The 22460-nt window shown below is 70.7% G+C and carries 20 protein-coding genes; 8 read left to right on the top strand and 12 right to left on the bottom strand.

The annotated features are described in order from the left end of the window. Positions 1–21 precede the first annotated feature (21 nt). Complete coding sequence (locus tag ACQ0O7_RS37105) at positions 22–843, top strand: DUF4142 domain-containing protein (RefSeq protein ID WP_430789588.1); 822 nt, start codon at positions 22–24, stop codon at positions 841–843. A gap of 278 nt (positions 844–1121) precedes the next feature. Here the strand turns inward: ACQ0O7_RS37105 and ACQ0O7_RS37110 are convergent, their stop codons facing one another. Further along, a complete protein-coding gene (locus tag ACQ0O7_RS37110; protein ID WP_430789590.1) occupies positions 1122–2762 on the bottom strand; it encodes an alpha/beta hydrolase-fold protein in 1641 nt (546 codons plus the stop codon). 201 nt (positions 2763–2963) lie between these two features. Here ACQ0O7_RS37110 and ACQ0O7_RS37115 point away from each other — a divergent pair, with 201 nt between their 5' ends. The 4 genes from ACQ0O7_RS37115 (at position 2964) to ACQ0O7_RS37130 (ending at position 8300) form a co-directional block, all read left to right on the top strand. Further along, a complete protein-coding gene (locus ACQ0O7_RS37115) occupies positions 2964–3707 on the top strand; it encodes an endonuclease/exonuclease/phosphatase family protein (RefSeq protein ID WP_430789592.1) in 744 nt (247 codons plus the stop codon). Between the two features lie 15 nt (positions 3708–3722). Further along, on the top strand, positions 3723–6251 hold the full coding sequence (locus ACQ0O7_RS37120; protein ID WP_430789594.1) for a tetratricopeptide repeat protein: 2529 nt from the start codon (positions 3723–3725) through the stop codon (positions 6249–6251). Positions 6252–6341: 90 nt separating this feature from the next. After that, positions 6342–6581, top strand: a complete 240-nt coding sequence (locus tag ACQ0O7_RS37125; RefSeq protein WP_430789596.1) for a helix-turn-helix domain-containing protein — start codon at positions 6342–6344, stop codon at positions 6579–6581. Between the two features lie 243 nt (positions 6582–6824). Continuing rightward, positions 6825–8300 carry a cellulase family glycosylhydrolase gene (locus ACQ0O7_RS37130; RefSeq protein ID WP_430789598.1) on the top strand — a complete coding sequence of 492 codons (1476 nt, stop codon included), beginning with the start codon at positions 6825–6827 and terminating at the stop codon, positions 8298–8300. A gap of 41 nt (positions 8301–8341) precedes the next feature. Here the strand turns inward: ACQ0O7_RS37130 and ACQ0O7_RS37135 are convergent, their stop codons facing one another. From ACQ0O7_RS37135 to ACQ0O7_RS37150, 4 genes are all read right to left on the bottom strand, one after another. Continuing rightward, positions 8342–9610: a hypothetical protein gene (locus ACQ0O7_RS37135; protein WP_430789600.1), complete on the bottom strand. Its 1269-nt coding sequence runs from the start codon at positions 9608–9610 to the stop codon at positions 8342–8344. Then, entirely contained in the window at positions 9610–10128 is a 519-nt protein-coding gene (locus ACQ0O7_RS37140; RefSeq protein WP_430789603.1) for a SigE family RNA polymerase sigma factor, read from the bottom strand. The genes ACQ0O7_RS37135 and ACQ0O7_RS37140 overlap by 1 nt, the downstream gene beginning before the upstream one ends. Before the next feature lie 71 nt (positions 10129–10199). After that, positions 10200–11003 carry a hypothetical protein gene (locus tag ACQ0O7_RS37145; RefSeq protein WP_430789605.1) on the bottom strand — a complete coding sequence of 268 codons (804 nt, stop codon included), beginning with the start codon at positions 11001–11003 and terminating at the stop codon, positions 10200–10202. 45 nt (positions 11004–11048) lie between these two features. Continuing rightward, positions 11049–13007, bottom strand: a complete 1959-nt coding sequence (locus ACQ0O7_RS37150; protein ID WP_430789607.1) for a putative bifunctional diguanylate cyclase/phosphodiesterase — start codon at positions 13005–13007, stop codon at positions 11049–11051. Between the two features lie 115 nt (positions 13008–13122). On the opposite strand from ACQ0O7_RS37150, the gene ACQ0O7_RS37155 reads away from it, so the two are divergent. From ACQ0O7_RS37155 to ACQ0O7_RS37165, 3 genes are all read left to right on the top strand, one after another. Continuing rightward, complete coding sequence (locus ACQ0O7_RS37155; RefSeq protein WP_430789609.1) at positions 13123–14169, top strand: sugar ABC transporter substrate-binding protein; 1047 nt, start codon at positions 13123–13125, stop codon at positions 14167–14169. Positions 14170–14217: 48 nt separating this feature from the next. Next, complete coding sequence (locus ACQ0O7_RS37160) at positions 14218–15075, top strand: GDSL-type esterase/lipase family protein (RefSeq protein ID WP_430789885.1); 858 nt, start codon at positions 14218–14220, stop codon at positions 15073–15075. A gap of 118 nt (positions 15076–15193) precedes the next feature. Next, positions 15194–15877, top strand: a complete 684-nt coding sequence (locus ACQ0O7_RS37165; RefSeq protein ID WP_430789611.1) for a hypothetical protein — start codon at positions 15194–15196, stop codon at positions 15875–15877. 141 nt (positions 15878–16018) lie between these two features. Here ACQ0O7_RS37165 and ACQ0O7_RS37170 read toward each other — a convergent pair whose 3' ends face one another. From ACQ0O7_RS37170 to urtB, 7 genes are all read right to left on the bottom strand, one after another. Next, positions 16019–16585: a TetR/AcrR family transcriptional regulator gene (locus ACQ0O7_RS37170; protein WP_430789613.1), complete on the bottom strand. Its 567-nt coding sequence runs from the start codon at positions 16583–16585 to the stop codon at positions 16019–16021. 78 nt (positions 16586–16663) lie between these two features. Further along, entirely contained in the window at positions 16664–17230 is a 567-nt protein-coding gene (locus ACQ0O7_RS37175; protein ID WP_430789887.1) for a helix-turn-helix domain-containing protein, read from the bottom strand. Further along, positions 17230–18906 carry a purine-cytosine permease family protein gene (locus ACQ0O7_RS37180; protein ID WP_430789616.1) on the bottom strand — a complete coding sequence of 559 codons (1677 nt, stop codon included), beginning with the start codon at positions 18904–18906 and terminating at the stop codon, positions 17230–17232. Before ACQ0O7_RS37180 ends, ACQ0O7_RS37175 begins: the two co-directional genes overlap by 1 nt. A 56-nt stretch (positions 18907–18962) precedes the next feature. After that, positions 18963–19646, bottom strand: a complete 684-nt coding sequence (locus tag ACQ0O7_RS37185; RefSeq protein WP_430789619.1) for an ATP-binding cassette domain-containing protein — start codon at positions 19644–19646, stop codon at positions 18963–18965. A 1-nt stretch (position 19647) separates the two neighbouring features. After that, positions 19648–20451, bottom strand: coding sequence for an urea ABC transporter ATP-binding protein UrtD (gene urtD / locus ACQ0O7_RS37190; protein WP_430789622.1), 804 nt, complete (start codon positions 20449–20451; stop codon positions 19648–19650). Continuing rightward, the gene (gene urtC, locus ACQ0O7_RS37195) at positions 20448–21542 is read right to left on the bottom strand and encodes an urea ABC transporter permease subunit UrtC (RefSeq protein ID WP_430789625.1); all 1095 of its coding nucleotides are present in this window, start codon (positions 21540–21542) and stop codon (positions 20448–20450) included. Before urtC ends, urtD begins: the two co-directional genes overlap by 4 nt. Continuing rightward, on the bottom strand, positions 21539–22460 hold a 922-nt coding region (gene urtB / locus ACQ0O7_RS37200), incomplete at its 5' end, for an urea ABC transporter permease subunit UrtB (RefSeq protein ID WP_430789627.1). The genes urtC and urtB, both read right to left, overlap by 4 nt.

Consider the following 22460-nt stretch of genomic DNA (forward strand, 5'->3'; position numbering starts at 1 on the left):
GTGGTGCATTAGGAGGTTCACGTGGCTGTTGTCGGCTCGAGGTCAATGTGGCGCCGTCTCGGCAGTGCCGCGCTGATCTCCGCGTTCCTGATCGTTCTCGCCCCGGACCGGGCGATGGCCGCCGACGTCCCGGTGCCCCCGGAGAACCTGCTCTCCGACCGGGGCCAAGGCAAGATCACGGCCGCTGACAAGGACTTCGTCATCAAGGTCCGGCTGGCCGGCCTGTGGGAGATCCCGGCCGGGGAGATGGCCCAGGACCTGTCCGAGAGCAACCGGATCAAGCGGATCGGCCGCAGCATCGCCGACCAGCACATCGAGCTCGACGAATTGGCCCGCAACGCGGCCGCCAAACTGAAGATCAAGCTGCCCAACGATCCGAACGAGGACCAGCAGGGCTGGCTCGACGAGATGGAGTCGGCGCAGGGCGAGGAGTTCGACAAGATCTACATCGACCGGCTCCGGGCCGCGCACGGCAAGATCTTCCCGGCCATCGCCAACATCCGGGCCAGCACCGAGAACGACACCGTGCGCAAGCTCGCCCAGCAGGCCAACCAGTTCGTCATGACCCACATGACCCTGCTGGAGAGCAGCCAGCTCGTCGACTTCGCCGACCTGGCCGCGGCCGCCGCCGCACCCGCCTCGGCGGCACCCGCTGCCAAGGCCCCGGAACAGGTGCTGTCCGCCGCGGAGACCGGCGACTCGATCTCCGGCGCCAACATGGGCTTCATCCTGGCCGCCCTCGCCGGTGGCCTGGCCGTCGGCGTCTTCGCCACCAAGCAACTCGCCGGCAACCGCCGCCCGGCCTACCGCAACAACCGAAGGAGCCGCTACTACGGCGGCTGACCCGTGGGGACCCCGCACCTGGGGGACCCCGCGCTCGCGGGATCCCCCAGCAGTTCGCGGGTAGGCGGTGAGCGGCGCATTCGCCCGGCGGTCGCCGGGCGGTCCGGAGTGAGGCCGGCGTCGCGTGGACCGGACGGGGCGGCCCGATTTCGGTGGGGCCGATCGGCGTACACCTTCATGGTCTGAACCGGCCGCAAGGGACGCCTGCCTGGAGCGACGCGGACCCCGTGTGGTGAGTTCGGGCGCGGAGCGGACCCGAACTCACCACACGATCCTGGTCAGCGGGAGCGGAACTGCTCGGTGTGGAGCTGGAACGAGCGGAGCAGCTTCGGCATCCAGTAGGCGTCGTCGTGCCGGCCGGCGCCCAGCTGGTAGTCGTGCCGGACGCCCTTGCCCGCCAGCAGGGTGCTCATCTGCTGGGCGGCCGCGCCGAACCGGTACTCGTCGGAGTCGCCGCCGTCGAAGTAGAAGCGGTGCCTGTTCAGGTCGGCCGCCGACATGCCCGCCACCAGGGTCAGCGGGCGCAGGCCGGCGTTGGTGGCCTGCTCGGCGGGGGTGCCCACCAGCGGGGCCAGGCTGAGCGCGCCCATGTGGCTGGCGATCGAACTGAACACGGCCGGATTCGTCAGGCCCAGGGTGAACGCGCCCTGACCGCCCATCGACACCCCGCTGACACCCCGGTGGTCGCGGTCGGCGACGGTGCGGAAGGTGCGGTCCACCAGGGGCACGATCTCGTTGACGATCATCGAGCGGTAGTTGCCGGCTGAGGTGTCGACGTACCAGCCGCTGCCGCCGTCCGGGAAGATCACGATCGTTTCGGACAGACCGTTCTCTCGGATCAGCTTGTCGAGGACGGTGTCGATGTCACGCGCCTCCCACTCGATGTTGCTGCCGTTGAAGCCGTTCAGCATGTAGACCACCGGGTACCGCTTGGTGGACGTGCGGGTGTAGCTCTCCGGCAGGTAGACGTTGAACTCGGCGCGCCGGCCCATCGCCGCCGAGGCGTAGTCGTGCCGGAAGAAGCGGGAGTGGTCGCCGAGTTCGAGCTGCTTGCGGGGGTCGATGTGGAGCAGTTCGCGGGTCGGCGGCAGGCCGGTCCAGGTGCGGATGGTGTCGACGACGAGGTGGCCCCGCGCGTTCTTGAACACCTCGGCCTGCGTGTCACTCAAGGTGACTTTCCCGGCCCGCATAAGCGCCTGAACTTCGGCTAGCCGTACCTCAGAGGTGTAACCCTGGTGGAAATAGCCGGGTGCCAGTGACGCCGCGTAACCTCGCAGGTCCCGCTTCGCCACGGCGCTGTGCTGCCGGTTCAACACCGCACAGACATGAGCCAATTGGGTACGCGTGACAGCGGTCCCACTGATCCCGGCCAGGGTCCGCAGCCGGGCCTTCGAGTACAGCCCGACCGGCCCCTGGTAGAAGCCGCCGCCCCCGGTGCCGTCGTAGACGCGTACCGCGAGGGTGTTGGCCCCGCCCCAGTTGAGCAGGCCGTCCGCCGGGTAGTACTCGCGCGGCACCTCCCAGGTGGAGTCGAAGTTCGGTGGGAATCCGCCGGTGCGCCCGATCTCCCGCCCGTTGAGGAACGTCTGATCCGCGTCGTCGATCTTGCCGAGTGCGGCGACCACCGCCGCGTCGGTGACCCCGGACGGGCGGGCGGGCAGGGTGAAGGTCTTGCGGTACCAGGCGAATCCGTCGTACGAGGACAGATCACTGTGGTCGCCCCAGTTGTCCGGGACGCTCCAGTCCCGCCAGGTGCCGTCGGCGAAGGCGGGGTCGGCCCAGGCCGGGTCGTCGCCGGTGGTGAACTTCCAGCCGGTTCCGGCGAGGTCGAACCCGAAGTCGACGGCTCCGGTGGTGGCGCACGAGGTGTCGGCGGGGGCGGGCTTAGGGCCTGCTGAAGCCGATGTGGGAACGTTCACAGACGCAAGAGTCAAGAGTAGGGTGCCGAGCAGGGCGACGCCTGATCGAGTGAGTGACATGAAATCCTCCTGGAGGACGTGCACACAGATTCACACAGGAAACATGCTGGACGCACACTTGCAACAATCCCGAACGATGTCAATCAGCATCGAATCGATGTGCGAAAGTGTTCGATCGGCGCGGAGGATGATGGATGTGCAATGCGGCTTCTGACCTTCAACACCCTGTTCAAGGGGGATGTCCGGGAGCGGCTGCGGGCTCTGGGGGAGCGGCTCGAACGGTCGGATCACGACGTCGTCTGCCTTCAGGAGGTCATGTACCGGTGGGGCGTCCGGGTGCTGGCCCAGGCGGCACCCAGCTTTCGGTACCGGGCGTGCAGTGGCTCCGTCGTACTCAAGGGCGGGCTCGTCGTGCTCTCCCGGCTGCCGATCAGCGGGCAGACGTTCGTGCGGTTCCCGTGGACCGCTCCGGCCCGGCCGGAGTATCTGATGCGCAAAGGGGCCCAGGTGGTCGTCATCGACGGGGCGGTGACCGTGGTCAACACCCATCTGTCGGCGAACCGGGACGACGACTGGTCGGCGGGCAACCGGTACTCGGTGGCGCAGCGGGCCGAGTTCGAGGTGCTGCGGCGGCGGCTCGCGGGCGTCACCACGCCGGTGGTGGTGGCCGGAGACCTGAACGTGCCGCGAGATTCCCCGCTGCTCGCCGAATTCCTCGCCGCCACCGGGCTGCGAGACGTGCTGGCGGGCGACACCCGGCCCACCTACCGGCCCACTCCGGGCTGGCCGTCGCCGCCGGCGTTCGATCATCTGCTGGTCCGGCCGGACGGTGGGTGGCGCCGGGCCAGCCTGGTCTTTCAGGACCGGGTACGGCTACCCGGCGGCCGGACCGTCTACCTGTCGGACCACTACGGGGTGGAAGCCGGATCGTCCTGGCTCGATTGACTAATCTGACCCGGTATGAGGCGTGAATCGGGGCATGTCGATGTGCGCCTGCCCGACCCCGGCGAGGCCGGGACGCTGGACGATCTGGTGGAGCGGCTGCGCGCGCTGAAGGTGTGGGCCGGTGACCCGTCGTTCGCGGTGATCACCGACCGGGTCAACACGGCCTGGACGGCGGACGGGCGGCCCGCCGCGGAACTGGCCGGCAAGACCACCGTGGTGGACGTGTTCCGCCGGGGCCGCCGGCGGCTGAGCGCCGATCTGGTGGTGGCGGTGGTCCGGGCGCTGCATCCGGACACCGGTTATGTGGCGCAGTGGCGGCAGGCGTTGCGGCTGGTCAGCGGCGAGTCCGCGGCGGCCGTGCCGGTCCGGGTGCGGGACACGCTGCCCACCGATCTGGCCGAGTTCACCGGGCGCGGCACCGAGTTGAGCCGGCTCACCGGTGGGGTGCACGTGATCGCCGGGATGGCCGGGGTGGGCAAGACCCGGCTGGCCGTGCACGCGGCGCACCGGCTGGGCCGGGACCGGCCGTACGACCAGGTGTTGTTCGTGAATCTCCGGGGTTTCCACCCGGATCGCACCCAGCCGCCGGCTGATCCGACGGCGGTGCTGGACGGCTTCCTGCGCCTGCTGGGGGTGCCCGGCCCGGAGATCCCGCCCGGCCTGCCGGAGCGGGTGGCGCTCTACCGGCGCCGGCTGGAGCCGTTGCGCGCGCTGATCGTCCTGGACGATGCCGCCGACGTGGAGCAGGTGCGGCCGCTGCTGCCGCCGGGGGACCGGAGCACCGTGCTGATCACCAGCCGGCGCAACCTGACCGGGCTGCCGGGCGCCGCGCATCTGCCGGTCGAGGTGTTCTCGCCGGGCGAGGCCCGTCACCTGCTGACCCGGGCGACGCCGGACGTCCCGGCCGGTGACGATCCGGGTGCGGCGGCCCGGATCGCCGAGCGTTGCGGGCGGCTGCCGCTGGCGCTCGGCCTGATCGCCGGGCACATGCGGGCCCGTCCCGGGTGGACGCTCACCGATCATGCCGACTGGCTGGACGAACGGCACCAGGGCGGCCGGCTGGACGCGGGTGTCGAACTCGCGCTGGACCTGTCCTACCAGCATCTGCCGGACGAGCTGCGCAGGTTGCTACGGCTGCTGGCGCTGCATCCGGGGCAGGACCTGGACGCGTACGCCGCAGCCGCTCTCACCGGTGACGGCGGGATGCCGGCGATCCGTGCCGCCCTGGACCGGCTGTGTGCCGACCACCTGCTGCGGGAGGAGTCGGCGGGCCGTTACACGTTTCACGATCTGGTCCGGGCGTACGCCGCGGCCCGCGCCCGGGACGAGGAGCGCCCGGCCGATCGCCGGTCGGCACAGAGCCGGTTGTACGACCACTACCTGACCACCGCCGGTCTCGCGATGGATCTGCTGTATCCGGCCGACGCCGCCCAGCGCCCACCGGTGCCGCCGCTCACCACGCCGGGTCCGGATCTGACCGATGTGGATCAGGCCCGGCTCTGGCTGGACACCGAGCGGCCCACCCTGATGGCGGTGGCTGAGACCGCGCCCACCCACACCGTCCGGCTCGCCCGGACCCTGTACTTCTACTTCAACGGGGTGCACATCACCGAGGCGGTGACCCTGCACGAGCATGCGGTCCGAGCCGCCCGCGACGGCGGTGACCCGGGTGAGCTGGCGCATGCCCTGACCGATCTGGGTATCGCGTCCCGGCGGGCCGGCCGATACGACGCCGCGGCCCGGCACTCGGCCCAGGCGCTGCCGCTGTTCCAGCGGTCCGGGCACCGGGCCGGCCAGGCACGCGCTCTGATCAACCTCGGTGTCGTGGAGGAGCGCACCGGCGAGCACACCTCCGCGGAGCAGCGGTTCCGGCAGGTGGTCGCGCTGGCCCGGGAGACCGGCGACCGGTCCGGCGAGGCGGGTGCGCTGGGCCACCTGGGTGATCTCCTCCGGCTGCTGGACCGGCTCGACGAGGCGATCGAGTGCTACCGGCAGGCCCTGGAGATCTTCCGGGAGATGGGCAACCGGGCCGGCGAGGGTGCGGCCTACGGTGCGCTCGGCCGCCTGGCCAGCCGGTCCGGCCGCTTCGAGGAGGCGGTGACGTGGTTCCGGCAGGGGCTGGCGCTGCTGCGGCAGGCCGGAAACCGGCTCGGCGAGGCCTACATGCTGGACGGTCTCGGTGTCGCGCACACCCGGCTCGGACGTCCGGCGGAGGCCATGATCCTCCACGAGCAGGCGCTGGCGATGATCGCCGAGAGCGACGACCACGAGTTCGAGATGTGGGTGCTCAACGGCCTCGGGGAGGCGGCGCAGGCGGCCGGCCGGGCAGCTGATGCGATCGGCCATCACTCCGCCGCGCTGGAGCGGGCCGTCGTGGTCGGCATCCGGGAGCAGGAGGCCCGCGCGCACGCCGGTCTCGGCCGGGCCCACCACACCCTCGGCGACCGGGCCCGGACCGCCGACCACTGCCGCCGGGCGCTGGAGATCCATCCCGGACTGCCCGGAGCGGACGAGATCCGGGATCTGATGGCCGCGTCCGGCTGAGTGCGGGCGTTCGGATTCGGTCGGGATTCCCCCACCCCGGCGATCCGGGCGGCACCCTCTGTCTGCGAAGCCCGGACGAGAGGGGACACCATGCAGAACTTCGGGCACCTGTTGCGGCGGCTGCGCCGGGACGCCGTGCTGACCCAGGAGGAACTGGCCGAGTTGACCGGCCTGAGCATCCGCAGCATCTCCGATCTGGAACGTGGTGTGCGCGCACCGCGCCGGTCCACCGAGAGGCTGCTCTCGACGGCGCTGCGGCTGCCCGCTTCGGCCGCCTCCGAGTTCACCGACGCGGCCCGGTACCGCCGTTTCGCCGTCGAGGCCGCCTGACCCGGCCGATGTGCCGCCCGGTTTCCCCGGCCCCCGCACTCGGGATCCGGGCGGCACATCGTTCCTCCCCCGTGGTACGCCTTCGATTCTGCTGGCGGGCGGCGGAAAACGACATGAGGTTCCACCGGAGGTTTGGAGACCGCCGACCCGTTTTGCAACCTCGTCGCATTCAACCGGAAGCTGGAGTGGACGACACCACGACCGATGGAGAGGGCATCCGAGAAGAGAGGCACCGATCCCCCGATGAACACTCTGCGTGTGCGTGCCGGTCTGGTCGCCTCCACCGTTCTGATGAGTCTCGGCCTGACCTCACCGCCGTCTCCCGCCGCGGCGCAGACTGCGGTGGTGCCCGTGCCGACGATGGCGAGCCGGCTCGCCGAGGTGAAGACCGCGAAGTCGATGAACTACTACCCGTCGGACGCCGGCTGGTCGGCGATGTGGACCGGGTTCGACGCCGCGCGGATCGACCAGGACCTGGCGAGGATCGCCGCGCTGGGCGCCGACAACGTGCGGGTGATCGTCTTCCCGCAGGCGTTCGGCTGGCCCACCCCGAAAGCGGACAACACCGCGAAGCTGCGCAAGTTCGTCAGCATCGCCGACTCACACGGGCTGAGCGTCAAGGTGACCCTGTTCGACTGGTGGTCCGGTTACAACGAGGTCGGCAACAGCGTCAACTGGGCGAGGACCGTGCTGGCGCCGTACGTCAATGATCCCCGGGTGATCGCCGTCGAGCTGAAGAACGAGTTCCAGCCCGGTGACAGCGCCGCGGTGACCTGGGTGCGGCAGCTGATCCCGGCGATCCGGGCGGCCGCCCCGGCGATGCCGCTGACCCTGTCGGTGGACGGCGGGATCGGCGCGGCCGGGATGGCCCGGATCAAGTCGTCGCTGGCCGGCACCCCGCTGGACTACTACGACTTCCACTTCTACGGCTCGTCGGAGCGGGCGCTGGCCGAGATCCGCAAGGCGCAGGCCGCGGTCGCCCCGGACCCGGTGGTGATCGGCGAGACCGGGGTCAGCAGTGCCGTGGTCAGCGAGGGGGAGCAGGGCGCCTACCTGGCCCGGGTGTTCCGGGCGGCGGCCGAGGCCGGTGTCGGCTCGGTGTCGCCGTGGACGCTCAACGACTTCGAGGACGGGGCGATCCCGGGCAACTCGTCGGTGTCGGCGATGCCCGCGCAGTACCGGTTCGGGCTGTTCCGGGCGGACGGCACGCCGAAGTTCGCGGCCACCGTGGTGCGGACCGCGTGGACCACCGGCACCGTCCCGAACAGCCTGCTCAACCTGGGCTTCGAGGCGCCCGCGGCGGACTCGCCGTGGCGGCCGGCCAACAGCGCGGCCGGTACGGCGGTGGTCACCACCGACATCGCCCGCGGCGGCACCCGGTCGGTGCGGTTCTCGAACACCACCCGCACCACGGCCGGCCTGCCGTCGCTGGTCACCGCGCCGATCACGCCGGTGCAGCCGGGCTACCGGTGGCGGGCCGAGGCGTACGCCCGGGGAACCGACGTCACCGGCACCACCGAGATCGCGCTGAGCTGGTTCGACGCCGGCGGGAAGTGGATCGGCCAGAACCTGTCGAACCGGCTGCCGGCTGGCGACTCCAGCTGGACCAAGCTGGTCGTCGAGGCGGTCGCCCCGGCCGGTGCCGCCAGCGTCCAGCTGCACCTGAAGTCGGGCGACAACAGCGGCACCGTCTGGTTCGACGACGTCGCGATCTCCTGATACGTGGATGCGCGGGGCCCGGATCCGGGCCCCGCGCGGTGCTATTCGCAGGTCCAGAGGATCGGCCGGTTGTCGACCTCCTCCGGGCCCATGTCGGTGGTGTAGCCGCCGGCGATCCTCCCGTCCGCGCTGAGACTGCGGACGTCGTACTCCTTGAAGTCCGCGTACAGCGGCAGCTTGAACACCTCGTCGCCGGAGGCGATGACCGGCTGGTAGAACTTGCCGGTGGTGCCGAGGATCCAGCCGTTGCCGGCCAGCTGATCGGCGTCGACCGTGCTGGGGACCGGGTGGTAGGTCCGGTCGGAGAGCCGGTACCGCAGGGACGTGTAGATCGGCACACTGCCGGCCTTCCCCGCCTCCCCGGTCACCCCGTCGGTCCCCCCCTCGACGATCGCCACGCCGAGCACCCATCCGTCGGTGATCGCCGCCGGCCGGAAGAAGTCCGCCTTCCGCCCCTCGACGGTGGGCAGCGGGATCGCCTTCCCGGTCCCGTCGGGCAGCCAGAGGTAGCCGGTCTCCTGGGCGCGGTCCTCGCCGACCACGCCGACCACGGTGCCGTCCTCGGCGATGTCACCGGCCCGGCCGGAGGTCGCCCCGGACGGCAGCGGGAGCCGTTCCATCGGCGCGCCGGCCGACCGCCACCGCACCGGCACCTCGCGCCCGTCGTCCTCGGTGACGCCGGCGATCACACCGGCCTCGTTGATCGCGTACGCCGCGCTCCTCCGGCCGTCCAGCTCGGTGACCGTGCCGTCGCGGTACGAATACGCCTGCTGCCCCTCGCCGGGATAGGACGATCCGACCCCGGCGCCCGTGCTGGTCATGTCGTAGATCGAGGCGTCCAGGCCGGGCATCCGGAACCGGGCGTCGATCTTCCCGTCCTTCCAGACGATCAGGTTGTCGGCGGCGTCGTAGAGCCGCCCGGCGTGGTAGCGCCCGCTCGGGTCACCGGAGGTGATCAGCGACTTCCGCACCCCGCCGGTGGGCAGTTTGACGACCTCGCAGCTCGTCGGCGGCGCGACCGCGGGCGCGGCCGCCACCTGGACACTCGGGCTGGTGCTGACCACCGGAGCCGGTTCCGGCCGTGGCTGGTCCGGCCTCGACGCCGCGATCGCCAGGGTGCCGCCCCCGGCCGTGACCGAGGTCAGCGCGACCAGCGCCACCCCGCCGGACCACCGGCGTAGTCCCCGGCGCCGGCGACCCTCCGCCATCGCCCGCCCCACGTCGACCCGCGGGGGCCCGTCCGGCTCGGCCCGCAGCGGCCGCAGCAGGCGGCCGGCGTCGTCGTCGATCATCTCGTCCTCACCTCTCATCATCGCTCCCGGGAGACAGCGGCAGCGGGCTGGAGGTAGTCCACCCCGAGGACGGCGCGCAGCCGGGTGAGCCCGTGCGAGGTCTGGCTCTTCACCGTGCCCTCGGAACACCGCATCAGCTCGGCCACCTCGCGGACCGGCTTGTCGCACAGGAAGCGCAGCACCAGCGCCGCCTGCTGCCGGGCCGGCAGTTTCGCCAGCGCGGCACGGACCGCCGGACCGTCCGCCGGATCGACGGCGACCGGTGGCGGCTCGGGCTGGCCGGTCAGCAACCGGACCTTCCACCAGCCGCGCCGCCGGTCGTCGAGGAAGACGCGGACCAGCATGGTGTGCACGTACGCGTCCACGTTCTCCACCCGCCCGATCCGCGGCCACCGGGCGTACAGCTTCGTCAGTGTCTCCTGCACGAAGTCGTCTGCCTGGTGGCTGTCACCGCAGAGCAGATAGGCGGTACGGCGTAGCTCGGCCATGCGCCCGCGCACGTACGCCAGATAGTCGCTGTCGGATCCGTCCGGCATCAGTCCCGCTCCCCTGTCGCTGTCTCTCACCTACCGACGGGGTTTCGACGGGATCGGTTGTAGACGATTTTCTACGAGGTTCGCGCGTACACGTCGTTGAGGACCTTCTGCACGTCGGCGCGGGCCGCCGGGGGCGCCGACGCGTCCACCGCCACCTGCCACCGAGGGGTGTCCCCGTCCTCGGCGAAGTAGTGGCTCATCACCAGCTCGTAGCGACCCTTGGCGTTCTCCGCCCGCTGCGACACGGTGGTGCTGTCGTCCAGGCGTTCCGGCTGGTCGGCGCCGGTGAACCACTGCCCGTCCATGGTGCGCACGGCGCGGGCGCCGCACGGTTGCGGGCAGGGCCGCAGCATCACCGCGACCCGCTGGCCGGCGCCGTCCGGGCCGGGCCCGTCGACGCAGATCCAGGCCTTGGCGGCGGCCAGCTCGACGCGGGCCTTCGCGCACTCCCAGCCGGCCGGGGTGCGGAAGGAGAACGGGAAGCCGGCGAACCGCTGGGTGGTGGTCTCGTCGCCGGCCGCGAAGGTGGCGCCGGCGACCTTCCCGGCCGGTTCCGGGGCCGGGCCGCCGGTGGGCAGGCCGGGGCCGTCCGGGTCGGGCGGCGGCAGCGCCGGGATGCCACCGGCCACCGGTGCGGCGGCCGGGCGGAACCGGGCGAAACCGTCGGTCTTCCACGCCACCGCCCCGATCAGGAACAGGACGTTGACGACCACCAGGGCCACGGCGAGGATCACCACCCGGCCCCGGCGGCGGCGTTCCGCCGGCGGAGGGGCCTCCACCAGGGGTGCGGCCTGGTACGAGGGCCACGGTTCGTACTCCGGCCACGGTGCCGGTGCCTGCGCCGACGAGTACGGCTGCCACTGCCGAGTATCCATGGATCCAAACCTCCCGATGAGACGCGCCCATCGGAGGAAACCCCGTCACCGCACGACCGGTTCGAGATCCTTTCCGGTACGCCGTACGGACAGCCAGTCGATCAGGTCGCCGGGCCGGACCGGGCGGCTGATGTGGTAGCCCTGCGCGTAGGCGCACCCCATCTCGCCGAGCAGCACGAGAGTCGCCTCGTCCTCCACCCCCTCGGCCACCACCTCCAGGTCGAGGGCGCGGGCCAGTTCCAGCACCGCCCGGACGATCGCGGTGCCGCCGGGCGAGCCGGTGACCGTACCGATGAAGCTTCGGTCGATCTTGAGCTCGTGCAACGGCATGCTCTGCAGGTACGACATCGACGAGTAGCCGGTGCCGAAGTCGTCCACGGACAGCCGGATCCCCATCCCGCGCAGCCGGTTCAGGACCGTCGAGGCCCGTACCGGATCGGTGATGATCGACGTTTCGGTGATCTCCAGGGTGAGCGCCTCCGGTGCCACCCCGGCCACCTCCAGAGCGGCGCCGACCCGGTCGGCGAACGCCTCGTCGAGCAGGCAGACGGTGGGCACGTTGACCGCGACCGGCAGCACCGTCCCGCCGTCCCGCCAGCGCCGGTGCTGGTCCAGGGCCATCGCCAGGACCCGGTCGGTGAGCGGGACGATGATCTCGTTCTCCTCGGCCTGCGGGATGAAGGCGCCCGGCATGAGCAGGCCGCGGGACGGATGCTCCCAGCGGATCAGCGCCTCCACCCCGGCCGTCCGCCCGGTCCCGGTGGCCACCTTGGGCTGGTAGAAGAGCACCAGCTCGTCCTCGTCGATGGCCTGCCGCAGCTCACCGATCAGGCCCAGCTCCCGCGAGTTGTGCCGGTCCGCCTCCGGGTCGTAGACGGCGATGCCGAGCCGGTTGCGCTTGGCGGTGTACATCGCGATGTCGGCGTGCTGGAGCAGCTCGGTCCCGGTCGAGCTGTGCAGCGGGAAGACGGCCGCGCCGATGCTGCCGCTGATGTCCACCGTGACGCCCTCCAGGTCGGCCGGGCCCTCCAGCGCGTCGAGAAGCCGCCGGGCGATCTCCGAACAGTGCTCGGGTGACTGGATCCGCGGCATCAGCACGGCGAACTCGTCACCACCGAGCCGGGCCACGGTGTCCCCGGCCCGGACCGCGCCGGTCAGCCGGGCGGCGACCTCCTGCAGCAGCAGATCACCGGCGTGGTGCCCGAGGGTGTCGTTGACCTCCTTGAACTTGTTGAGGTCGAGCAGCAGCAGACCGACCGCCTCGTCCTGCCGGCCGGCCGCCCACAGCGTCCGGGTGATCGCGTCACCGAGCAGCGCCCGGTTGGCCAGCCCGGTCAGCTCGTCGTGCAGGGCCCGGTAGCGGCTCTCCACCGCCTGCCCCTCGATCCGGCGCTGGTGGGTGAGCAGAACCGTGGCACAGAGCACCAGCAGCAGGAAGTCGATGCCGCAGACCACCGCCGCGGCCAGCGTGAGCTTCTGGTTGAACCGGTCCGCCTCGGCCAGGTACTGGTCCATCGCCAGCCGGTGCCGGCTGATGTTGGCGTTGGCCGACTTGCGCACCATCGAGGCGCCGAGGGCGGCCTGACCGGCCAGGTTCTCGGTACGGACCCGGTCGGTGCCGGTACGCCGCAACTCGGTGAGGGTCTGGGTGAACGCGCCGTACGAGTCGGCGACCAGCAGGGCGTTCTGCACGTCGGCCGGGTCGCCGTTGCGGATCTGCCAGGCCAGGTCGGGTTCGGCCGATCGCATCGCGCTGTCCAGCACGTCCTTGCCGAACTTCTTGGCCACCATGAAGTCGTTGAGAGCCTCGGTCTCCACGCTGATGTGCAGGTCGAGCGAGGACCAGCGGTCGCTGATCTGCGAGTTGTGCCGGATCTCGGTGGTGGTACGGGCGTTGGTGGCGATGCTGACCGCGGCCAGACTGGCCAGCGCGAACACCCCGATGGCGAGCCCGATCACGGCGGCCCGGGCCACGGCACTGCTGCGGACGAACTTCGCGATCACGCCGTACACCCCCGAGAAGTCCGGCCGGCCGGGCCACGTTCGTGTGACCGCTCCCGATGGTCACGATCGGTCGAATGGCCGCCGGGATGAAGGGGATCGCCCACACTTGGAGGTCATGAAATATCGGACGGTTCGCGGGGCCCTGGCTCTGCTGCTGCTCCTCGGCCAGGCCTCGTGCACCGAACCGGACGAGGACGCGCCCCGGAACCCGGTGGTCGGCTTCGTGGTGCCGAACAAGCAGCTCAACTTCTCCCAGGAGATGGCGCTCGGGTTCATCGCCGGGGTGGACCAGGTCGGGCGGGTCGGCCACCAGGTGGACGGGCCGAACATCGTCGACGGCCCCCGGCAGGTGGCGCTCTTCCGGGACATGCTGAAACGGGCACCGGCCGGGGTGTCCGTCTTCACCCTGTCGCCGGATCTGTTCGCCGAGCCGATGGCCGAGGCGATCGCCGACGGGGTGCCGGTGATCGCGGTGGACAGCCAGGCGCTGCCGTCGGCCGGTGTCGACCTGTTCATCGGCAACGACAACTACGAGCTGGGCCGGCTGCTGGCCCGGACGGTGCTGGAGCGGGTCCCGACGAACGCCGGCGGCAAGGTGGTGGTGGGCACCGCCTCGCCCGGGGTGCCGGTGCTGGACCACCGGGCGATGGGCATCCGCGACGAGATCCGCGAGAACCGGCCCGGCCTGACCGTTTTCGGTCCGTTCGACACCAAGCAGGAGGTGGAGGCGAACCGGGACGCCTGGAGCACCCTGGTTCGGGTGAACCCGACGGCTGTGGCGTTCATCGGCACCGGTGACGCCGACGGCTGGAACCTCGCCGACATCCGCCGCAAGACCGAGGGTTCGTGGATCGCCGGGGCCTTCGACATCGACTCCAAGTCACTGGCCGCGGTGAAAGCCGGCGACCTGCTGCTGGTCTCGCCGGAGAACTACCTGAAGGGCGCGGTCGCCGGGCGGTTGCAGGCCGAGCACGCCCGGACCGGCAAGATCATGCCGCGGGGCTGGATCTATGTGCCCGGCATCGCGGTCGACGAGGCCAACGTCGACGACGTGGTGGCCCGGCAGTCGACGGTCGCCACCCGGGCCGGCGCCTTCGCCGCCGACCTGAAGCGCATCATGGAGGACCCGGCCCACCTGCGGCCGATGACGGAAGCCCGCTGATAGTGACTGATGGTAATGTCTCGGAGACATACCGTATTGAGGGGGATGATGATCCGCCGATGGCATGTCGCCGCGCTCGCCGTGCTCGCCGTGTTCGCCCTGGCCTGTGACGGCGCCGGCAACGCCGCACCGGAGCCCACCCGGACCAGTGCCAAGCCCGCCGCCGGCTACCCGGCCTCGATGGTCGCCCTCGGCGACTCGATCACCGCCGGCCTGGGCAGCTGTCTCGCCTACGTGGCCTGCACCCGCAACTCCTGGTCGACCGGCGGTACCGACGCGATCGAGAGCCACTACAGCCGGATCCTGGCGAAGAACCCGAAGATCAAGGGCAAGGCGGTCAACCTGGCCGAACCGGGCGCCGAGGCCGACGCACTCGTCGGTCAGGCCCGGCAGGCCGCCGACCGGAAGCCGCAGTACGTGACGATCCTGATCGGGGCCAACGACGCCTGCTCCGGCCGGGTGCGGGAGATGACCTCGGTCGCCACCTTCCGCGACGAGATCGACGAGGGGCTGGCCCGGCTGAAGAAGGATCTGCCGAAGGCGCGGGTGCTGATGGTCAGCATCCCGGACCTCTACCGCCTGTGGGAGATCGGCAAGGAGAGCGACAAGGCGGTCGAGGTGTGGAACCGCGGCGGCATCTGCCCGTCCATGCTGGCCGCCCCGACCTCCACGGCCGACGCCGACCAGCAGCGCCGGGAGCGGGTGCGGGACCGGATCGACGCCTACAACACCCAGCTGCGGCAGGCCTGCCGGGCGTACGGCAGCCGCTGCCGGTGGGACGGCGGGGCCGCGCACCGGGTCCGTTTCGATCTGGAGCTGGTGAACCAGTTCGACTACTTCCACCCCAGCGCGGCCGGGCAGAAGGAACTGGCCGACGTGGTCTATCCCGGCCGCTTCAACTGGTGACCGGGGTCACCATCGCACAATCTTGGCACCCTTTTTCGCGGCAACGGGTGATTTCAGAGGTTCGCTTCCGGAGATATACAAGCGACAGAAGCGGCAAGCGAACACTGAGAGGAGCCCGATGGCCGGCTGGGTTCTCGTGCCGTGCCTGGTCCAGCTCCGGACCGAGCTGAACAGGCTCGCGCCCGAACGGGACAGGACGAGTGACGGCACCATCGGCGACACGGCACACCAGAGCCGGGTCTCCGACCACAACGACGACGAGGTCGGCCGGGTCCCGATCCGGGACGCGGACTCGAAACACGAGGTCCATGCCGTCGACCTGGACGTCGACCTGCGCGAACCGAACCTGACCATGGAGATGGTGGTGCAGCACGTGGTGCGCCGCTGTCGCAGTGGCGCCGAGAGACGCCTGCGCTACGTGATCTACAACCGGCGCATCTGGGAGGCGTCGAGCGGCTGGCGGCAGCGCGCCTACGGCGGCGACAACGCGCACACGCAGCACGCCCACTTCTCATCCTCGTACGAGACGAAACTCGAAGCCTCGACCGCTTCCTGGCATCTGGAGGACATTCCCGTGGCACTGACCGACGCCGACAAGAAGTGGCTGGCCGCGCAGATCGACAAGGCGGCCACCAACGCCGCCGAGCGGGTCTGGAAGACCAAGTGGAACATCAACTTCGAGGCGGGGTCGAAGCCCTACATGGCCGAGGCCGGATCGATCCTGGCGCACGTGCCCAGCGAACACGGCCGCGCCGCCGAGCTGCTCGACGAGATCACCACCAAGCTGGACAAGACAGTCTGACGCCGGCGCCCGGTCGTGCCGGTGGTGCCGGTGGTGCGGCTCGTGCCGGTCGTGCCGGTCGTGCCGGTCGTGTGCCGATCTGCGGCTCGAATCGAGCCGCAGATCGGCACACAGAACCTGACCCGGTCGCGGACCGTGAACCTAGGCCGGGGTGACCCGGTCGCGGATGCCGTCGAGGACCGCCTCCGCCGCCCAGGCGGCGGCGTCCGCGATGTCGCGCCCGTCCATGCCGAACTCGCGGCGGAACGTCACCCACGTCCCGACCGAGTCGAGGTGTGACAGCGCCGCGACGATCTCCCGGCGCCGGGCCGGGTCGAGGACCGGCACCTCGGCGTCCAGCAGCCGTTCCAGCTGTGCCCGGCCCGGCGACGGCGCCGCGCCACTCACCCCGCGCATCGCCGTCTCGGCGACCACGTGGGCCAGCTCCGGCCGCGCGTCGTACCGCTCCATCGCCTCGCGGATCGCCAGGGGGACGTCGAAGATCGAGCGGGACTCCTCGCGGGCGAACAGCGTCGCCTCGATCCAGGCCGCCGTCGCCAGCAGCAGGTCCACCCGGGTCGGATAGTTGCGGAACACCGTGCGCTCGGCGATGCCGGCCCGGCGCGCGATCACCCGGTACGACACGTCGTCGCTGCCCAGCTCCTCGATCAGTTCGGTGTAGGCGGCGAGGATCGCCGTCTGCGTCCCGCTCAGCGCCGGCCCGGTCACGGTTTCCCCCGTGTCGCGGTGGGGAGCGCGTGCCCGGTCATGGTTTCACCCACGTCGCGGTGGGGAGCGCGTGCCCGGTCACGGTTTCACCCAGGTCGCCTCGGGCAGCCGGGCCAGCACGGCGCCCACCGCGTGGTCGAACGCCTCGCAGATCTCGCCGGCGTCCAGGTCGAAGCCGGTGCGCAGCCGGGCCCAGAACATCGCCGACGAGAAGTAGCGCAGCGAGGCCGCGACCCGCCGCCGGTCCCGCGTGTTCAGCGTCGGCGCCGCCACGTCGAGCATCGCCTCGATCGCCCGGGTGATGTAGGCCGGCCCGGTGCCGAGTGTCGGCGTGATCGCGGACGCCCGCGCCCCGACGAACGCGTAGGCGGGCAACGCGTCGAAGGCACGGAACCGCTCATGCGCGGCGTCGTGGAAATCGGACACGGTCACGAACGGCGGCAGCGGGAAACAGGTCTGCTCGATCCAGTTCGACAGCGCGGCGAGCAGGTGCGCACGGGTCGGGTACTGGCGGTAGATCGTGCGCTCGGAGATGCCGACCGCGTCGGCGAGGGCACGATAGGAGATGTCGTCGAACGTGCGCTCGCGCAGCAGCACCGCGGCACTCGCCAGAATCGCGGTGGCGGTGTCGACCGGCTCCTCCATCACGTCTGCCTCCTTGGGTCGGCCGCCCGGTGCGGGGGGCCGGTGACTTCCGGCGGGAGCACGTAACGATCGGAATCATCGAGCGTGAGCGCCAGCGACGAGACGTACTGCACCTCGCCGTGCGGTCCTCTCTCGGCCGACGCCAGCATATCCGGCCGCTCGAAGGTGTATCCGGTGACGTGACAGCGCAGCCGCTCGCCGGACGGGTTGCCGTGCTCGTCGAACCGGGGGGAGTCGATGCCGTCGGAGTCGCGGCGCAGGTACCAGCGCCCCCGGGTGGCGAGGGCCATGACCGGGGTGGCCGTGAACGCGACACCGATCGCGATGAGCACCGAGAACGGTTCGACCGCGGCGCCGAACACGCCGGCGAACGCGAGCAGCGACAGCACCGAGGCGAGGCCCACCGACACCAGCCCGACCGGGTTCCAGTCGTGCAGCATGCCGCGGCGGAACTCGGGGAAACGCGGCGAGACGCGCAGCAGCCACTTGTTGACCGCGATGTCGGTGGCGATCGTCACGAGCCAGGCCATCACCACGTTGGCGTAGAGGCTCAGCACGAAGGAGATCAGGGTGAAGACGTCCAGCATCATCAGCACGTATGCGATCACGAGGTTGAACAGCACGAAGACGGTACGGCCCGGGTAGTGCTTCGCCATCCGGGTGAAGACGTTCGACCAGGCGAGCGATCCGGAGTACGCGTTCGTCACGTTGATCTTGACCTGGGCGACCACGATGAGCACCAGGGCGAGCACGATCGCCAGCCAGTCCGGAACGATGGTCTGGTAGAGCACCACGAACTGGGTGGCCGGTTCGGTCGCCTGGAGCCCGAGGCCGGGCTCGACCCGGACCAGCAGATAGACGGCGAGGAACACCCCGATCACCTGCTTGGTCCCGCTGAAGATCACCCATCCCGGGCCGGCGAACGCGAACGAGGTCCACCATGAGCGGACGTTCGACGGCGTACGCGGCGGCATGGCCCGGAGGTAGTCGATCTGCTCGGCCAGCTGTGGGGTGAGGGCGAAGCACACGGCCGCGCTCGAGACCACCGCGCCGAAGCCGACCGCGCCGTCGGACCGCCCGGTGAACGACGTGAAGGCGCTCACCGCCTCGGGGTCGGAGACCACGATCCACAGCACCGGCAGCAGGGCGAGGGCCAGCCACAGGGGCGTGGTCCAGAACTGGAGGCGTTCCAGTGCCCGCATGCCGTAGATGACGATCGGGATCACCACGACTGTCGAGATGAGATAGCCGAGCCACAGCGGCATCCCGGTCGCCACCCGCAGCCCCTGCGCCATGATGGCGCCCTCCAGGGCGAAGAAGATGCAGGTGAAGCCCGCGAAGATCACCGTCGTGATGATCGAGCCGTAGTAGCCGAACCCCGAGCCGCGGGCGATGAGGTCGAGATCGAGGTTGTAGCGGGCGGCGTAGTAGGCGACCGGCACGCCCACGATGAGGATGATGACCGACGCGAACAGGATGCCGAGCACGGCGTTGGGGGTGCCGTGGTCGATGCCGATGCTCGCGCCGATCGAGAAGTCGGCGAGGAACGCGATGGACCCGAGGGCGGTCGCACCGACCGAGGCCGCGCTCCAGCGCCGGAAGGTGCGCGGCACATAGCGGAAGGCGTAGTCCTCCAGGCTGTCCTCTGCCGCTGCGCGCGCGTTGTCGGTCGACACACGGCATATTTGCTGTCCGGTGTTACGGCGGGATTGCCGATGTGAGTCATGCCGGCTCAGATCGCCATGGCGGCTCGCACGGTTGAGGTGGCCGCCTTGCCGCCCGCACCGGTCTGGGTGACGTGGCCGGAGGCCAGCACGACGTAGTGCTCGGCGGCCTCCAGGGCGAAGCCGATGTGCTGCTCCACCAGCAGCACGTTCATACCCTCGCCGGCCAGCTGCATGATGGTCTGCTCGATCTCGGCGACGATGGTGGGCTGGATGCCCTCGGTCGGCTCGTCGAGGATCAGCAGCTTCGGCTCGGTGATCAGGGCACGGGCGATCGCCAGCTGCTGGCGCTGCCCGCCGGAGAGCAGGCCCGCCTTGCGGGTGGCGAACTGCGCCAGCGCGGGGAAGCGGGCCAGCTGCGCGTCGATCAGGGCCCGGCCGCGCCGGCGCCCGTCGGCCACCAGCCGCAGATTCTCCAGCGTCGTCAGCTGGCCGAACGACTGCTGACCCTGCGGCACGTACGCCATACCGCGGGCGACCCGCTTGTTCGGGGCGAGTGACGTGATGTCCTCGCCGTCGAACACCACCCGGCCCCGGGACGGCTTGATCAGGCCGATCGCGAGCCGCAGCAGGGTCGACTTGCCCGCGCCGTTGTGCCCGAGCACGGCCACCACCTCGCCGGGCGGCACCGTCACGCCGTGCAGCACACGTGTGCGCCCGTACCCGGCCTCGATGTCGGTGAGTTCCAGCATGTCAGTCCTCCGTCCGATGTGCTGCCACGGCCACCGGCTCGGGCACCGCCGCCATGGCGGCCGTGGAGGTGGCGCCCGCGGTGCCCAGGTAGACCTCCTGAACCCGGGGATCGGCCTGCACCTCGGCCACCGTGCCCTGGGAGAGCACCCGGCCCTGGTGCAGCACCGTCACCCGGGTGGCGAAGCGGCGCATGAAGTCCATGTCGTGCTCGACCACCAGCACGATCCGCTTCGCCGCGATGCGCTGCAGGAGCTCGCCGGTCGCGGTGCGCTCGTCGTGGCTCATGCCGGCCACCGGCTCGTCGAGCAGCAGCACCTTGGCGTCCTGCACGAGCAGCATGGCGATCTCCAGCCACTGCTTCTGGCCGTGCGACAGGACCCCGGCCGGGGTGGCCAGCTCGCCGGTGAGCCCGGTCTCCTCCAGCGCCCGTTCGATCGACGGGTCGACGCCGCGCCGGGCCCGCAGCAGCGAGATCGCCGGACGATGCCGCCCGGCGGCGATGTCGAGGTTCTGCAGCACGGTGAGTTCGTCGAAGACGCTCGCGGTCTGGAACGTGCGGCCGACGCCGAGGCGGACGATCCGGTGCACCGGCCGGCCGAGCAGCTCCCTGTCTCCGAGCCGCGCCGACCCGGTGCCCTTGGCCAGCCCGGTGATGGCGTCGATGCATGTCGTCTTGCCGGCGCCGTTCGGGCCGATCAGGAACCGGACCTCGCCGGGCCGGGCGTCGAAACTGACGCCGCCGACCGCGACGAAGCCGGAGAACTCGACACGCAGATCGGTGACGACGAGTGAATCGGGGGTCATGACCGCACCTCTTCGAGTTCGGCGGCGGGGATCGCCGGGGCGGGCGGTTCGGCGGGCTTCCGGCGCGCCGCGGCGATCTTGGCGGGCAGCGAGGACAGCCCGTTCGGCAGGAACAGGATGACGACGACGAACAGCAGGCCGAGGATGTACGTCCAGCCCTCCGGCCAGGTGGAACCGAGGCTCGACTGGCCCCAGCCGACCGCCATCGCGCCCAGCGCCGGGCCGAAGAGCGAGGCGCGACCGCCGAAGGCGACCCCGGCGATCATCAGGATCGAGGCGGCGGCGCCGATCTCGGCCGGGGTGATGATGCCGACGATCGGCACGAACATCGCCCCGCCGATGCTCGCCATCAGCGCGGAGAGCACGAAGGCGACGAGCTTGACGTTGGCCGGGTCGTAGCCGAGGAAACGCACCCGCTCCTCGGCGTCCCGGGTGGCGACCAGGAGCTCACCGAAGCGGCTGCGGTAGAGCTGCCACACCACGAGCAGGCACACGATCAGCAGCCCGGCGGCGATGAGGTAGACCATGAGCCGGTTCGCCGGGTCGTTCAGCACGAAGCCGAAGAAGTACTTGAAGTCGCTGAGCCCGGTGTCGCCGCCGGTCTCCCGGATGGTGGAGCTGATCAGGGTGGCCAGTGCGACGGCGAGCGCCTGCGTCAGGATCGCGAAGTACGCGCCCTTCACCCGGCGCTTGAACAGCGCGTAGCCGAGGACACCGGCCAGGACCACCGGGAGCACCACGATCGCCAGCAGGGTGAAGCCCGCGCCGCGGAACGGTTCCCAGAACATCGGGAGCGGAGCGAGCGGGTCGTAGAGCACCATGAACCCGGGGACCCGGTCACCGGCGCTCTCCAGCGTGAGGTGCATGGCCATCGAGTAGGCGCCGAGGGCGAAGAACACGCCCTGCCCCATCACCAGCATCCCGCCCCGGCCCCAGGCCAGGCCGATGCCGACGGCGGCGATGGCCCAGCAGGCGTACTTGCCGAGGTTGTTCAGCCAGTGGTCGGTGAGGACGAGGGGCGCGACCGCGAGGAGCAGCACGGCGAACACCCCGATGCCGCCCAGGGAGATCCACGATTTCGGCTTGGTCATGCGAGACTCCTGGTTCGCACCGTGAACAGGCCCTGCGGGCGCAGTTGCAGGAAGACGATCACGAGGATGAAGGCGAGCACCTGCGCCAGGCTGCCGGTGGTCCAGTAGGCGAAGTAGGCGAGGGCGACGCCCACCGCCCAGGCGGCGATGATGGTGCCCTTGAGCTGGCCGATGCCCCCGGCGGCGACGACGAGGAAGGCCGGGATGATGTACTGCGCGCCCATCTGGGAGTTCGTGCCGCCGATGAGTGACGCGGCGACCCCGGCGACCCCGGCCAGACCCGACCCGGTGAAGAACGTGAGCCGGTCGACGGTGCGGGTGGAGATCCCCGAGGTCTCGGCCAGGTCCCGGTTGTGCACGGTGGCCCGGATCCGGCGGCCGAACGCGGTGTACTTCAGCCAGGCCGCCAGCGCGGCCACGCAGACGCTCGCCAGCAGGATGGTGAACAGCTGCCGCAGCGGCCAGGCGTAGCCCAGGACGGTCAGCTGACCGTCGAGCCAGCCGGGCTTCTCCACCGGGACGCCCTGGGACGGGAAGATCTGCAGGGCCGCCTGCTGCAGGATCAGGCCGACACCGACCGTGACGAGCAGGGTGTCCAGGGGACGGCGGTACATCCACTGGATGATGGTGACCTCCAGCAGCAGGCCGAACAGTCCGGCGGCCACGAACGCGACCGGCAGCGCGACCGGGATCGACAGGTCGGCGGCGGTGACGACCTGCTGGACGAGATAGGCGGCGAAGGCGCCGAGCATGAGGAACTCGCCGTGGGCCATGTTGATCACGCCCATCTGGCCGAAGGTGAGCGACAGGCCCAGTGCGGCGAGCAGGAGCAGTGCACCCTGTGCGCTGCCGTTCAGCAGCGGTGCGATCAGTGCGTCCACGTTCAATCGCTCTCTGTTGAGGGGGCCGCGGGCCGCC

Source organism: Actinoplanes sp. G11-F43, assembly GCF_050589265.1.
In the GTDB taxonomy this organism is placed as follows: Bacteria; Actinomycetota; Actinomycetes; order Mycobacteriales; family Micromonosporaceae; genus Actinoplanes.

Bases quoted from the DNA above. Each gene is read 5' to 3' on its own strand.
- ACQ0O7_RS37130 (WP_430789598.1), top strand. From the start codon at position 6,825: ATGAACACTCTGCGTGTGCGTGCCGGTCTGGTCGCCTCCACCGTTCTG.
- ACQ0O7_RS37115 (WP_430789592.1), top strand. From the start codon at position 2,964: ATGCGGCTTCTGACCTTCAACACCCTGTTCAAGGGGGATGTCCGGGAG.
- ACQ0O7_RS37120 (WP_430789594.1), top strand. From the start codon at position 3,723: ATGAGGCGTGAATCGGGGCATGTCGATGTGCGCCTGCCCGACCCCGGC.
- ACQ0O7_RS37160 (WP_430789885.1), top strand. From the start codon at position 14,218: ATGATCCGCCGATGGCATGTCGCCGCGCTCGCCGTGCTCGCCGTGTTC.
- ACQ0O7_RS37155 (WP_430789609.1), top strand. From the start codon at position 13,123: ATGAAATATCGGACGGTTCGCGGGGCCCTGGCTCTGCTGCTGCTCCTC.
- ACQ0O7_RS37185 (WP_430789619.1), bottom strand. From the start codon at position 19,646: ATGCTGGAACTCACCGACATCGAGGCCGGGTACGGGCGCACACGTGTG.
- ACQ0O7_RS37165 (WP_430789611.1), top strand. From the start codon at position 15,194: ATGGCCGGCTGGGTTCTCGTGCCGTGCCTGGTCCAGCTCCGGACCGAG.
- ACQ0O7_RS37140 (WP_430789603.1), bottom strand. From the start codon at position 10,128: ATGCCGGACGGATCCGACAGCGACTATCTGGCGTACGTGCGCGGGCGC.
- ACQ0O7_RS37145 (WP_430789605.1), bottom strand. From the start codon at position 11,003: ATGGATACTCGGCAGTGGCAGCCGTACTCGTCGGCGCAGGCACCGGCA.
- ACQ0O7_RS37175 (WP_430789887.1), bottom strand. From the start codon at position 17,230: ATGGAGGAGCCGGTCGACACCGCCACCGCGATTCTGGCGAGTGCCGCG.
- urtC (WP_430789625.1), bottom strand. From the start codon at position 21,542: ATGACCAAGCCGAAATCGTGGATCTCCCTGGGCGGCATCGGGGTGTTC.
- urtD (WP_430789622.1), bottom strand. From the start codon at position 20,451: ATGACCCCCGATTCACTCGTCGTCACCGATCTGCGTGTCGAGTTCTCC.
- ACQ0O7_RS37125 (WP_430789596.1), top strand. From the start codon at position 6,342: ATGCAGAACTTCGGGCACCTGTTGCGGCGGCTGCGCCGGGACGCCGTG.
- ACQ0O7_RS37135 (WP_430789600.1), bottom strand. From the start codon at position 9,610: ATGAGAGGTGAGGACGAGATGATCGACGACGACGCCGGCCGCCTGCTG.